This window comes from Bacillus sp. 01N45, from assembly GCF_056399205.1.
Genome location: NZ_JBFTQW010000004.1, coordinates 216,762 through 230,719 on the forward strand (window position 1 = coordinate 216,762; position 13,958 = coordinate 230,719).

Below are 13,958 nucleotides of genomic sequence, written 5' to 3' on the forward strand. Positions count from 1 at the left end.
TCCATATAAGAAATCGGACTTTTTACTATCTTTATTTACTTGAAATCTCCTGATCATTTGGAACATCTAACGGACGTCGTTTCCCTATTCCGAAAGCATAGAAACTAATTGTGACGATAGCTAAGAAAACAATACCTACAACTAATGAAATACGTGTATCATCGTTAAACCACATTCCGATTAATACCATAATTAAAAAGGCAATTGTCAAATAGTTTGTAACAGGAGCAAATGGCATTTTGAACGGATGATCTTTCATCTCTGCTCCCTTTTCTTTTCTAAAATTAATTTGACTAATTAAAATGACGAACCATGGTACCATACCAGGAAGTACGCTCGCACTATATACATATACGAATAAGTTTTTCGGTGCGATATAACTTAAAACAACACCAACCGCTAAACCGATAATTACGCCAACTGTACCGAATAAAGGTACACCATTTCCAGAAAGTTTCGTGAAATATTTCGGCGCTTGTCCATTTACACCTAACGTATAAAGCATACGGCCCGCACTATAAATACCACTATTACAACCCGACATTGCCGCTGTAATAACAACGAAGTTAATAAGTCCAGCTGCTGCCGTAATACCAACCTTCGCAAAAGTTGCTACGAACGGACTACCAATTGTACTTAATTGATCCCACGGATACACAGTTACAATAACGAAAATAGCACCAATATAGAAAATTAAAATACGCCAAATTGTACTTTGAATTGCTCTTGTAAGTGTCTTCTTCGGATCCTTCGCTTCACCAGCAGTAATACCGATTAATTCCACACCTTGGTATGCACCAACTACAAGTGATAATGCAAAGAAGAACCCTGAAAAACCACCTGTAAAGAAACCACCATTTGACCAAAGATTTGATATACCAATTGCTTCTCCGCCGTTACCAATTCCAAAGAAAATAAGTCCAAATCCCGCAATAATCATTAATAGAATCGTAACGATTTTAATCATCGCAAACCAAAATTCAAATTCGCCAAATGACTTAACAGAAATTAAGTTAGCTGCGCCAAGAATAACCATTGCGATTACACCTGGTATCCAAGCTGGTAAGTCCGGGAACCAATATTGCATATATGCCCCAACCGCAATAATTTCTGACATCCCAACGATAACCCACTGGAACCAGTTACTCCACGCTGTCATATAACCAGCTAACGGATGAATATACTTATGACCGAACGTCGCAAATGAACCTGTACTCGGCTCCATATACAACATTTCACCCATTGCACGCATAATGAAGAAAATAAAAATACCTGCAATTGCATACGCAAGCATTACTGATGGACCTGTCCATTTAATTGTGCTGGCTGATCCCATAAACAAGCCAACACCAATCGTTCCGCCTAAAGCAATCATTTGAATATGACGTGCTTCTAAACCCCTTTTCAATTCTTTGTTTGCCACTTCACTTCCCCCTCTTAGATGATTCATAGCCGCATTTTAAAACAAGATGCTTTCCCCTAATTCCTTTAGGCCCTGAAAATGATGAAGCAAACGTCATTTTACACTAGCTTTAAAGCTATCCTAAAATCGTTTTTTGCCTCTTACAAAATTCTCAAAACCTTTCATCTTCCAATATTCTATAAATCTTAAAATTACTTACCTTATATTAATTCATTTATCTGAAAAGTTCAATTATTTTTTCAATAAATTATTATACATAAGTCTGATTAATTTTTAACTAAATTAACAATAAAATACATCTATTCAATATGATTCCGGCATGAATATTATTACAGTATAAATAACCGAGGAGAGTATTTCTTCCTAGGTTTCACATCTCATGTACTTCAATCTTTATAGTTGATAACGTAATTTCCCACACGTCCGATTCATATACTAACCAGAAATTTAATATATTAATAAACTACTGATTTCTTTAGTCCAGCCCAATTTTGAGGTAGGAATCTTACTGCCTCAAAACAGCAGGATAAAATATAAAAGAGTCTCATTAAAAAACGAGACTCTTTTACCATTTCATATTTAAATCATTTTTGAAGTTTGTTTACCTAAAATAAACACTTTAGTAAACACCATCATGATAACTACAATAGCCAGAAAATAAAGTGGCAACACCAGTAACGAGCCCGTATGAAGTTGACTCATTCCCCAAACTGTCATCGTTACAATTACATAGTACCCTAAGCTAAACAAAGCTCCGGCTGTACCAATGACATCTTGAAAATCTACTAACGCTAAACTTAAACAGTTAGGTAACGCTATCCCAATTCCTAATAGCAATATAAACATCGCTACTAAAAATACAATCATATATATTACATTCGGATTTGATCCAACAAACGTAATAACAGATAAAAGGATAGCTCCTCCTGTCATTACAAGACAACCGATATATATAATTTTCTCTGGTTTATACGTGGCAAGCAATCGTTTAGAAACTTTGGCTCCAATAATAGAAGCGGAAGCAACAACAATTCCTAGAAGTCCATACATACTAGGCGATAACTGAAAGTATTCAATAAAGATAAACGGCGCTTCTGCATAATAGCTAAATAAAACACCATTCGCTCCTCCAATTAATAACCCATATGTTACTACTTTCGGATTTGTAATTAACCGTTTTAAAACAGAAAATACATTTATTTTATTCGTTACTGAGTCCGTTTTTGTTTCGGGAAGGGAAACAAACGTATACAGAAAAATCCCGATACTCATAACTACTAAACTTAAAAATACGGTTTTAAATCCAAACATTTGATCAAGAAAACCACCAATTAACGGCCCTATCGCTGGTGTAAAAGCAATGACTGCCGAGATTTGAGCAAACATAACATGCCTCTTATGCCCTTCTACACTTTCACGAAGAATCGTTTGTGTAACAACAGAGCCAGCACTTGCTCCAAACGCTTGAATAAAACGACTTAGCAATAAAACTTCAATGGAATTTGCAATAAAGCATAAGAAACTCCCAACGCCATATACGACAATTCCAAATAACATTGCCGGGCGACGGCCAATTATATCTGATAACCATCCAATAAAAAATACACCTAAAGCAAATCCAGCAAAATACACACTAAGTGTTAACTGTACCTCATTATTACTTACGTGTAACTCCTTTGAAATGTCAGGTAAAGACGGTGTGTAAATCGTTTCACTAATTTGCGGAAATGCGACAAGAATGATCATTAACAAAAGTGATGGTACTGAGACTTTTTTCATTTTTCATACCCTCCTATAACTTTGAAAATCTCAGAAATAAAAAGACTTTCCTTAGCTACGGAACAGGAGGGGCCATTATAGAAATTCGATCATAAAACAACAAAGAAAACACCTCAATTACGTATGTTAATACTTATAGGAGGGTAATATTAACATTAATTTTAATATATACTTTTTCAATTATATTACATATTGCGTTTCTTTTTCTAGTGTTGAGCCTTGGAAGCTTTGTTAAAAAGATAACTTGAAGCTACCACCTTTTTATGGAATAATTAGAAATAGTTTGAATTAATAGTTCTAATTATCAAGCGATAGACCAGCATTTTTAATGTCGTAAAGCTTGCAAACAGGAGGCCTTTCGTAATGATTGAAATTTTAAGGACAGTAATAAATTTCCTGATCGCTCTATTCTCAGGAGAATTACCAATTGTATATTATGTGTGGATTATTATCCTATTCCTAATGCAAATAAGCCAATCTACTCTGAATTATAAACTCTTTAACAAGAAAGATAATTTCAGCACTTATACATCGGAAGGATTACTTGCTTTTATTATTTTATTATTTGGAGGTATGTTAGTATCTAAGTTACTTGCTTACATAATAGACGGTCCTACTATTAGTATGACAAATTTAACACATTATTTTATTTCTCTTATTATATTAACTATATTTGTCGTCATAAGCTGTCTTAAAGATTTTATAGAAACATCTATCAAAAATAAAAATGTGTCTCTTTTTAGCTTTTTAGTAGTTTCCTTAATAACAAGTATACTTTCATTCAAGTTTTTATCACCTTTAATCGAAGGTTCTTTTGCTCTTTCTAAATCTTTTATAACCACTTTAATCATTCTTGTAACTATATCAATTCCTCTATTAATTGCCTTAGAGGAAAAGTATGCAGATGAAAAGTAATTCTTGCATTTATAGTTTAAAATTGAGTGACTATTCTTTTTTAACGGTATTACTAAAAAAATAACAGTCATTGAATCGAAAATTAAACAGAAATGAGGACATACAATTGAGCATTGAACAACAATTATATGATGCAGTGAAAAATTTAATTGACCAAAGATATCCACATAATTGGGGCGGAGCTGCAGCAATCCGTGTAGAAGATGGATCCATTTATACAAGTGTGGCCCCTGACGTAATAAACGCTTCAACAGAACTTTGTATGGAAACAGGTGCAATTTTAGAAGCACATAAATTTCATAAGAAAGTTACACATTCTATTTGTCTTGCAAGGGAAAATGAGCATTCTGAATTAAAAGTATTATCACCTTGTGGTGTATGCCAAGAACGTTTATTTTATTGGGGACCAGAAGTACTATGCGCCATTACAAATTCTAAACAAGATATCATTTTCAAACCGTTAAAAGAGTTGCAGCCATACCATTGGAGCGAAGCATACCATGATGAATTTACAAAAGAATGGAGTACAAGATAAAGTGAAACTTTAATCAGTGTGGGTTTTGTTCATCCCCACTGATTATTAGTTGAACCAATCGGGCTTTTACGGGCAGTCCGCCTCCACCTACCTTCTTTGCTTTTTCTGAATTTCCAGGTGGTAGGCTTACTGCCCGTTAATGCGGGATAAAGTGAAATCTGCTCGCAAATAGCGGAAATTAAAAGTTATTCACTAAAAAAGCACCGTCCAAATGACGGTGCTTTTTCTATGTAAGAGCTACTAGAAGGTCCCCTTCTAGCCTACTCCCATTTATAAGTCCAAAATTGTTCCAGTTGCAGCCATTTTAATGTTGCTGCATCTTTGTTTTTGATTTTTACGTGTGTTTCTTCTAACATCGCTTCTGTTTGTGAACGATGCGCACCTAGTGCAGCTAATTTATGCTCGAATACTTCACTAATATTATTTACAACATCCGGCTCACCTAATACAGCTTCGCGATTTCTCGTAATCGCAACGGCATGAATGACTGGACGCTCTTCTTTTTGCATACGTGATACAGCGCGAACAACTGCGCGGCCAAATGCATCATGATCTGGATGTACGCCGTGCTCTGGATAAAATGTAATAATTCGAGATGGATTTACTTCTTGAATGATTGCTTCAATTTTATCTGCAACGAAATCAACATCTTCAAATTCTAACGTTTTATCATGGAAACCAAGCATTCTTAAATCTTGAATTCCCATCGCTTCACATGCATCTTTTAATTCTTTTTCACGGATATTTGGAATCGTTTCACGGTTAGCGAATACGTTTTTCCCCATGTTACGTCCCATTTGTCCTAAAGTACCACATGCATACGTTACAGGTACTCCTTGATCTGTTAATAAGCGAATTGTTCCTCCAGCAGCAAATGCTTCGTCATCTGGATGCGGAAATACAACAAGTACATGTCTCTCCATAAGTTTCCCTCCTTCTTACTTAAATGGCGTTAAGCTTAACTCAAGTGCAACTGCTAAGCGGCCTTGGTTATCATGCCCTGCAAGTAATAAACGCTCTTTATCGTCTACTTCCCAGTGCGTAATACCTTCTGCATATACCCAGCCATGATCCATTTTCAAACCAACTCGGTATGGATTTGTTCCAGTAATCTTCCCACGTTCAAAGCGAATAATTGCATTTCGAATGAATGCTCCAACTGTCATCATCTTTTCGTTAAAGTGTGACGCATACGCTCCGTTCGTTGTTTCTAAATGAATATATACATCTTTATTTACAAAACGTTCAATTTCATTTTGAATAAGAGAACTATCTTTTACTATTTCCATCGGAATTCACCTCTTTAAACCATTTTACGCAAAAATAATGTAAATTGCTATCTCTATATTAGAGGACAACGCCCACTTTTCCTAATAATTTGCACTGTGTTTTTTATATTTTTTATATGATATGTAAAAAATATATTTTTTCCTTCACTTTGTTAAATAGTTTTCTTTCTTTTTTGAATTTGCTACAATATATTTTATCCCGTATTTATGCAGCGAGATACATTTTGACAATTGAATATATACTTTAAAGAAGGTGACATGATTGGAACAATCAGCACATGAAGTAGCAAATTGGCAATATTATTTTGCAATTGCCGTATTTTTAATCACGTACGGATTTATTATTTCTGAGAAATTGAATCGTGCTGTAATCGCACTATTCGGCGCTGCTATTATGATTATTTTTGGAGTTGTAGATTTACATACTGCTTTCACATCACATATTCAATGGGAAACGATTACCCTTTTAATTGGGATGATGATTCTCGTACATATTACGAGTCAATCAGGCGTATTTGAATTTGTGGCCATTAAAGCAGCGAAGGCAGCTGGTGGAAAACCAATCCGCATTTTATTATTACTATCCCTATTAACTGCTGTCGGTTCTGCCTTTTTGGACAACGTAACGACCGTTCTACTAATCGTTCCTGTTACACTGTCCATTACACGTATTTTAAAAGTAAACCCTGTTCCTTATTTGATTTCAGAAGTACTATTTTCAAATATAGGTGGAACAGCAACATTAATCGGTGACCCACCGAACATTATGATCGGATCAGCAAATAAGCATTTAGACTTTAATGCCTTTTTACTAAACTTAGCTCCAATCGTAATCATTATCTCTATCGTTACACTTGGTATTATTTACTTCATGTATCGCAACAAACTAAAAACAACACCTGAGCAAATTAAAATATTAATGGCATTGAACGAAAAAGATTATATTAAAGATCAAAGCCTCCTTTTAAAATCCATTTCAATTTTAGGACTAACTATTTTAGGCTTTGTACTTCATTCGATTATTCATGTAGACGCTGCGGTTATCGCGATGACAGGCGCTACACTTCTTATGCTAATTGGAGTAAAAGAACACGATATTGAAGATGTATTTGCCCACGTTGAATGGGTAACCATTTTCTTCTTCGCTGGACTATTCGTTCTCGTTGGCGGGTTAATTGATATCGGACTTATTTCTTCACTAGCAAAAGAAGTACTCGACGTAACAAATGGCGATATCGGTTTCGCTGCGATACTTATCTTGTGGGTATCAGGCATCGCATCTGCGACAATTGACAATATCCCCTTTGTCGCAACGATGATCCCGCTTATTCAAGACTTAGCTACAGGACTCGGATTATCTGTTGATTCTCCGCAAATTGAAGTACTCTGGTGGGCGTTATCACTTGGAGCTTGCTTAGGAGGAAACGGAACATTAATCGGAGCATCCGCAAACGTAGTCGTTGCTGGTATTGCAAAACGTGAAGGACATGCTTTCTCGTATATGGACTTCTTAAAAATTGGTTTACCGTTAACAATCATTGCGCTATTGTTATCACATGCTTACATATATTTACGTTATTTAATGTAAAAGTTGTATTGCATGCTTACATATATTTACGTTATTTAATGTAAAAGTTGTATTGCATGAAATTATATCGTCAAATAAAAAAGGTTTGCAGCACTATGCTTCAAACCTTTTTTTCATCACCAAAATATACCGATAATTGCTAAACCACCTAAAATCATACCACCAATTTGTCCAACGATTGTTGGTGATAGTTGAACACCCTTTCGCACTTCAACAACTGGTCTTTCGTGCCTTAGTTGCTGCACTTCACTTTGAAGTTGATGTACACTTCCGTGTAATTCTTTAATTAGTTCCTTCAATTCAGCGACCTCTTCATTTACTGGTTTACTTTTTTCTAAATTCATTTTTCATACTCCTTATAAATTCAATCAACACACTGTAAATTTTCGCCAATTATCATTATATCTCCTGCATACTACATATATAATTTCGAATGTACTTTCTAACCTTGCAGCTCCATCCATTCATCCCTTAATATCCCCATAATGATACGATCAAAACACTTCCCATCTCTTTGAACCGCTTCTCTCATACAACCTTCCATCTGAAACCCCATCTTTTTATACAACTCAATAGCAGCTTTGTTATAAGAAATAACATCAAGACCAACGCGGTGCAAATTCAATTCATAGAAAGCATATTTTAAGATAAGATGGATCGCTTCTCTTCCATATCCCTTCCCTCTATCATTTGCATCTCCTATACCAATGGCTAATAAACCCATTCTGTTATTCCACTCTATGCCATGAATTGCAACAAAACCAATTAAGCGATCATCTTGAACTGTCCTTACCATAAAAGAAACACTATTCGATCTTCGTCCCTTTAATAGCCCATCACTCGCTATTTCATGTAACGATTGCGGAAATGCTATATCTGTATCGACGTTTCTTAAATACTCACTATCTTCTTGCCATTTAGCCATTACTTCAGCGTCGTTTTCTCTCATAACTGATAATTTAATCGTTTTATTTTGAAAAAGATTCATTGTCATTTCAAACTCCCACTTTTTTAATAACGGGGATACTTATTTTAGCCTATTTATCCCCTTATTCTATAAACTGCTTTATACACGGGATACTTACAATAAGCGCTGACATTGGCACATCTCCTCTACATTAAATTACATTCATTGTATAATTTTTCATTTATTCTAACAATAATAAAAGACCCTCAAAATTTAGAGGATCTTCCTAACGACGAATCGATATTATTTCGTAAACATTTTCTCTGCTTCATCCATTGCCATCTTGTTACCTAAAGCAGAATAGTCAAGCCATGGTTGGTCATTAATAATGTATACGTGCTTTCCTTTAACAGCTTTTAAGTCTTTCCAAATTGGTGTTTCTTGAAGTTGTTTAAATGCAGCTTTTGCCTTATCGTCTCTATTTACAACAACGAAAATAGCATCTGCATCAAAGTCAGGTAATACTTCTTGTGAAATGACTTCGAAAGGACGATTTCCATCAATTTTCTCTACACCATTTGCAGGTTGTAATCCTAAGTCTTGGAATAAAATTGGTCCCATCGGTCTTTTCGTACTAAATACACGTAATTCTTTTGCAGTAACACGAATTGCCATTACTTTTTCGTTATTACCTAATTCTTTATCTATTAAACTTTTTACTCGTTTTGATTGCTCTTCGTAATCTTGAATATATGTATCCGCTTCTTTCTCACGGTTTACAAGTTTACCAACCTGTTTTAACTGATCTCTCCACGTACCTTCATCTAAATTGAAAGAATGTGTTTTTGCAATTTTTTCGTATTTCGCTAAATCTTTGCCCGCGTATTTTTCATCCACATAAATGTCAGTTGGCTTCAATTGAAGTAATGCTTCCATATTCGGATCCGTTACAACACCAAGTTTCTTCGTATCTTTCAACTGCTCTTTTGCATGCGGTAAGAAATCTTTTAAATCTCCACCAATAACGGAGCCTACAGGTGTAATTCCTAATGCCAGTAAATTATTCGTTAAATGAATGGACATAGAAGCGATTTTCGGCTCATTACTTTTTTCCGTTTTTTTCGTTGCCTCTTCATTAGATTTCGTTTGACCACATGCTGCTAATACTAAAATACACATCATGCTAAATAAAATAGTAAGTTTCTTTTTCATATGTTCTCCTCTTTGAAGTATTTATTTTGTTTTTGTAAGTAAATAAAGAAAATACGGTGCTCCTAAAGCTGCCACTACTACACCAGCTGGAATAGAATTTGGCTCGAATATAGAACGACCTATCGTATCTGCTAGTACTAAAACAATCATTCCGATAATGCCAGCTAGTGGAAGGAAATGTTGATACGTAGTACCTACTAACTTTCTTGCAATATGCGGAGCAACTAAACCGATAAAACCAATCCCTCCTGCCATCGATACACTCGCGCAAGATAATCCAACCGCTGTAGCTAAAAGGAGTAACCGTTCTTTTTGAACAGAAACACCAAGTCCTGCTGCCACACTATCACCTAGTGACAATGCATTTAACGTTTTAGATTTTAGCCATGCATACGGGGTTAGTATGAAAATCCAAGGTAATAATGCAAGGACATGAATCCAATCCCTTCCCCACACGTTACCAACTAACCATCTAGAAGCGAATGTATACGTCTCATCATTTAACTTGAGGGAGAAAAATAACGAAATCGCACTAAAGCCAGCTGAAACAGCAATACCAACGAGAATAATTCTAATAGGAAGTAAACCTTTTGATCGATCACTCGCAAGTATAATAATTAAAAATGCAGCTAGTACTCCCCCGCCAAATGTAAATAACGGTATTAAAATCGATGCATTCTCATCAATAGAATGAAAGAAAGTAACGAATATAATTAGCCCGAAAGATGCACCTGAATGTAATCCTAAAATACCAGGGTCTGCAAGTGCATTACGTGATAACCCTTGCAAAATCGCACCGGAAATCCCAAGGCCAATACCAGCTAACATTGTAATTATAATTCTTGGCATACGATAATCGTATAGCACGGTTGCACTCTCAAAATCACCATAGCCAAAAAGCGTTTGAATTACTTTGAATGGTGCAATACTCAGTGTACCTGTATTTAAGCTAATCAAAACTACAGCGATACTTATACATCCGAAAATTGTAGTTACAGTAATAGCCCTCTTTTTATCTGTGTTAAAAAGATTCTTCACTTATAGCTCACTCCCAACTTTACGTGCTATATAGAGGAAGAACGGAACTCCAACAAGAGCTACCATAATCCCTATCGCAAGTTCTTTAGGAGGATTTACTGTTCTTGCTCCTAAATCAGCTAAAACTAATAACATAGCTCCTAATAATGCTGACATAGGAATAATAAGCCGATAATTCACACCAACTAATTTTCTAGCGATGTGCGGAATAACAAGTCCTACAAATCCAATGGAACCAACAGCTGAAACAGATACACCGGCAAGAATGACTACTATAATCATCCCTAGTATTCTCGTTCGGTTCGTTTTTACTCCTAGATTTATAGCGACGTCATCCCCCATTGATATGAGTGAAATAGACCGCCCTATCACTGTAGCAAAAAGAATTGTTATGAGAATAATAGGAACTAGAAATTTCAAGTGTTCCCACTTAACGCCTGCAACACCACCAGCGTACCAAAAAGCTAAATCTTGACTTAAGTCATAATAAATCGCGACACCTGAACTTAACGAATGCAAAAGTGCGGCCATAACTGCCCCTGCAATCGTTAACCTCATTGGTGTTAATCCGCCTGATGTTGCTGATCCGATAATAAAAATGAGTACTGTACTTAAAACCGCTCCAATAAAGGAAACAATCATTAAATAGGAATACGGCATATGCGGGAAAAAGGCAAAACTAAGTGCTACTACAAACATCGCACCTGCATTTATACCAAGCACACCTGCATCAGCTAAAGGATTTCGTGTTACCCCTTGCATTACAGCACCAGCGACTGCAAAAGCTGCTCCTACAACTGCTGCGCCAATTACCCTTGGGAGCCTTAATTCATAAATAATTTGGTGCTGCGTTAATTTCGGATTATAATCAAAAACCGCTGCCCATACGGTTTGCAAATGGATATCCTTTGCACCGAATGCAATAGCTAAAAATATAGATCCGATTAAACATAAAATTGTTAAGCTCATGAAACATATGAACTTAATATGTATCCAGCGATTATTGCCAGCATGTACAGCAAACTTATGTAACATGTTTCATTTCATCCTTTATATGCAGTTGTTTTTTATAATTATTTTTAATTTATAATCATTACTGATAATAATTATCATTTTCATTTAGATATTATATCCCCACTTTTTTTAAATAGCAAACTATTTTTTTACTTCGTTAAATATTAAAATACTTATTACAATTCCTTTCTAAAACTTACAAATACATGAAAAATAAACTACTGGCTTATTTTTTAAATTGTAGTATACTTAGTCATTATTTTGAGTTTTCCAACAAAAACATCGAAGGTGACACAATGTTCTATATAAAACAACTACTACACTTCACTTACGAGCAAGCATTATCCTGTTTATTCCCAGTCGTTATTTTCTTAACACTAGCCCTATCAAAAATCATTTCTATCCCAGGGTTATACCGCTATGATTTCATACTCATCGTATGTCTTCTTATGCAGTGGATTATGTACAAAACTGGACTTGAAACAAAAGACGAACTAAAAGTAATTACTGTTTTTCACCTTATCGGGCTTTTACTAGAAATATATAAAGTACATTTCGGTTCGTGGAGTTATCCGGAAGAGGCGTATTCAAAAATTTTTGGAGTTCCACTTTACAGTGGTTTTATGTATGCAAGTGTCGCCAGTTACATATGCCAAGCGTGGAGAAGATTGCATTTACAAATGCATCATTGGCCAAGGGCTATTTTTGCAATACCTCTAGGAGCAATGATTTACTTTAATTTTTTCACACATCATTTTCTATATGACTTTAGATGGGTATTAACTTTACTATTATTCATCGTTTTCTTTCGGACATTTGTGGAATTTTCATTACGAGGCGTTACATATAAAATGCCACTCGTTCTTTCATTTTTCCTTATCGGGTTCTTCATTTGGATTGCGGAAAACATCGCAACATTTTTCGGAGCATGGCAATATCCAAATCAACGGGAAGCATGGAATCTCGTTCACTTAAGTAAAATTAGCTCATGGTTTTTACTCGTTGTTATTAGCATTATAATTGTTACACAACTCAAACATTTGAAGGAGTCAAAAAGATAATGCTGATTATGTAAAAAATAGTTAGCCCATCACTCATTAGAGAGTGATGGGCTTTTTTACCTTCCTTATTAAAGGAGTTACACATTATGAGCTACTACTAGCAGAAGATGTTGCTGCAGATGAAGCAGCAATCGTTGCCATCATAGCTGCCTGTTGTGCCTGTATCAGGACTTCTATCATTGTTTGTAAACCTGTGTTGGTAGTTTTACTTTCCTCACCTTTCTGACTTACGAACAGTTGAATAGCAATAAGAATATTCGCATCTGTATGCCAACGGAATAATTTCTCCCCCTGCAATTTTTCAATCAATGCTTTAATAGAATGAATCTCTTTTTCTCCATCCTCAAGTAATGCTAGTAGCCCGATTGCTGGATAATGCATCTGTTTCACTTTTACCTTTTCTTGTTTTAACAACTTCCATATGTTTGTACATGTTGCAACTAACATTTCTTCACGGACATCCTTCTTTAGCGAAAGAATGTGACTTAAAAACTGAAGATCATTCCCTTTACGCAAACCAGCTTTCGCTAGTTTCTGATACAGACGTTCCACTCGGTCCATAAGTGTTTCTACATTCTCTAATTGTCCTGCTAGTAAAACTGCGAGCGGATAATCATTTGTACCTGTAAGAAAAAGATGATCCTCTTTCATACGTTTATATACTTGCATCGAACGCTGAATGTGCGTGCCATGTTGTTCATTTTCTTCTGTTAAAAGCACACCTGCTGCGAGATAAGTAAATATACTTCGGCTAAAACCACCAGCAACCAATTGTTCGTATAAATCTAAAAACTTCCGAAAAGCTTTCTTATAATCTGTAAAGTGAATATCTAAAGTTGCGGCCACCACAAAGCGATGATAAGACTTCAAGTATGAAAACATCCCTACCTGATTCTTAATATAACTACTAATTTCTAAAAAACGTCCAAGGTCAAACAATTTATCACTACCTGTATACATAGCAGCAATCATCATTCCTGTTCGAGAATCACTCGTTTTCCATTTTAGCTCTCCCTTTAATTGTCCATATGTATGTGTGTATTGCTCCAACTTTTGTTCTAATGTAATCATAGTATTCACCCCTACTTCTATTTCTTCTCTATTATTATACTTATATTTCATACGGCTTTTGCAACCTTAATTCTGTATTTCCTTCAATATTTTTCTATTATGTAAAACAAATATAATAACTATACC

The 13,958-nt window shown here is 35.3% G+C and carries 14 protein-coding genes; 4 read left to right on the forward strand and 10 right to left on the reverse strand.

The features are described 5' to 3' along the window. Window positions 1–31 precede the first annotated feature (31 nt). Both AC1DMU_RS11650 and AC1DMU_RS11655 read right to left on the reverse strand, forming a co-directional pair. Window positions 32–1,423: an amino acid permease gene (locus AC1DMU_RS11650; RefSeq protein ID WP_142291789.1), complete on the reverse strand. Its 1,392-nt coding sequence runs from the start codon at window positions 1,421–1,423 to the stop codon at window positions 32–34. Between the two features lie 579 nt (window positions 1,424–2,002). After that, the gene (locus tag AC1DMU_RS11655) at window positions 2,003–3,202 is read right to left on the reverse strand and encodes a multidrug effflux MFS transporter (RefSeq protein WP_088064101.1); all 1,200 of its coding nucleotides are present in this window, start codon (window positions 3,200–3,202) and stop codon (window positions 2,003–2,005) included. Window positions 3,203–3,565: 363 nt separating this feature from the next. Here AC1DMU_RS11655 and AC1DMU_RS11660 point away from each other — a divergent pair, with 363 nt between their 5' ends. Together AC1DMU_RS11660 and AC1DMU_RS11665 are read left to right on the forward strand one after the other, a co-directional pair. Further along, window positions 3,566–4,117, forward strand: a complete 552-nt coding sequence (locus AC1DMU_RS11660; protein ID WP_088064102.1) for a DUF5823 family protein — start codon at window positions 3,566–3,568, stop codon at window positions 4,115–4,117. A gap of 106 nt (window positions 4,118–4,223) precedes the next feature. After that, complete coding sequence (locus tag AC1DMU_RS11665; protein ID WP_000021272.1) at window positions 4,224–4,652, forward strand: cytidine deaminase; 429 nt, start codon at window positions 4,224–4,226, stop codon at window positions 4,650–4,652. 260 nt (window positions 4,653–4,912) lie between these two features. On the opposite strand, the gene bshB2 is transcribed toward AC1DMU_RS11665, so the two are convergent. Both bshB2 and AC1DMU_RS11675 read right to left on the reverse strand, forming a co-directional pair. After that, window positions 4,913–5,575 carry a bacillithiol biosynthesis deacetylase BshB2 gene (gene bshB2, locus AC1DMU_RS11670; protein WP_088064103.1) on the reverse strand — a complete coding sequence of 221 codons (663 nt, stop codon included), beginning with the start codon at window positions 5,573–5,575 and terminating at the stop codon, window positions 4,913–4,915. A 15-nt stretch (window positions 5,576–5,590) separates the two neighbouring features. Beyond that, complete coding sequence (locus AC1DMU_RS11675; RefSeq protein WP_000407039.1) at window positions 5,591–5,941, reverse strand: YojF family protein; 351 nt, start codon at window positions 5,939–5,941, stop codon at window positions 5,591–5,593. A 262-nt stretch (window positions 5,942–6,203) separates the two neighbouring features. Here AC1DMU_RS11675 and AC1DMU_RS11680 point away from each other — a divergent pair, with 262 nt between their 5' ends. Continuing rightward, complete coding sequence (locus AC1DMU_RS11680; RefSeq protein ID WP_088064104.1) at window positions 6,204–7,529, forward strand: ArsB/NhaD family transporter; 1,326 nt, start codon at window positions 6,204–6,206, stop codon at window positions 7,527–7,529. A gap of 116 nt (window positions 7,530–7,645) precedes the next feature. Here the strand turns inward: AC1DMU_RS11680 and AC1DMU_RS11685 are convergent, their stop codons facing one another. The 5 genes from AC1DMU_RS11685 to AC1DMU_RS11705 all read right to left on the reverse strand — a co-directional run bounded on the left by AC1DMU_RS11685 (window position 7,646) and on the right by AC1DMU_RS11705 (window position 11,721). Beyond that, a complete protein-coding gene (locus AC1DMU_RS11685) occupies window positions 7,646–7,873 on the reverse strand; it encodes a coiled-coil domain-containing protein (protein ID WP_001047525.1) in 228 nt (75 codons plus the stop codon). 98 nt (window positions 7,874–7,971) lie between these two features. Continuing rightward, on the reverse strand, window positions 7,972–8,523 hold the full coding sequence (locus AC1DMU_RS11690; protein ID WP_088064105.1) for a GNAT family N-acetyltransferase: 552 nt from the start codon (window positions 8,521–8,523) through the stop codon (window positions 7,972–7,974). A gap of 216 nt (window positions 8,524–8,739) precedes the next feature. After that, window positions 8,740–9,648 (reverse strand): iron-hydroxamate ABC transporter substrate-binding protein, encoded by a 909-nt coding sequence (locus AC1DMU_RS11695; RefSeq protein WP_060487827.1) that lies wholly within the window; start codon window positions 9,646–9,648, stop codon window positions 8,740–8,742. A 21-nt stretch (window positions 9,649–9,669) separates the two neighbouring features. Then, on the reverse strand, window positions 9,670–10,686 hold the full coding sequence (locus AC1DMU_RS11700; protein WP_088064106.1) for a FecCD family ABC transporter permease: 1,017 nt from the start codon (window positions 10,684–10,686) through the stop codon (window positions 9,670–9,672). Beyond that, window positions 10,687–11,721 (reverse strand): FecCD family ABC transporter permease, encoded by a 1,035-nt coding sequence (locus AC1DMU_RS11705; RefSeq protein ID WP_088064107.1) that lies wholly within the window; start codon window positions 11,719–11,721, stop codon window positions 10,687–10,689. It abuts the gene before it with no gap. A gap of 275 nt (window positions 11,722–11,996) precedes the next feature. Between AC1DMU_RS11705 and AC1DMU_RS11710 the strand changes: the two genes are divergently transcribed. Further along, entirely contained in the window at window positions 11,997–12,761 is a 765-nt protein-coding gene (locus tag AC1DMU_RS11710) for a DUF817 domain-containing protein (RefSeq protein ID WP_088064108.1), read from the forward strand. A gap of 84 nt (window positions 12,762–12,845) precedes the next feature. Here AC1DMU_RS11710 and AC1DMU_RS11715 read toward each other — a convergent pair whose 3' ends face one another. Further along, on the reverse strand, window positions 12,846–13,883 hold the full coding sequence (locus AC1DMU_RS11715; RefSeq protein WP_142291790.1) for a DUF4003 domain-containing protein: 1,038 nt from the start codon (window positions 13,881–13,883) through the stop codon (window positions 12,846–12,848). Window positions 13,884–13,958: the final 75 nt, after the last annotated feature.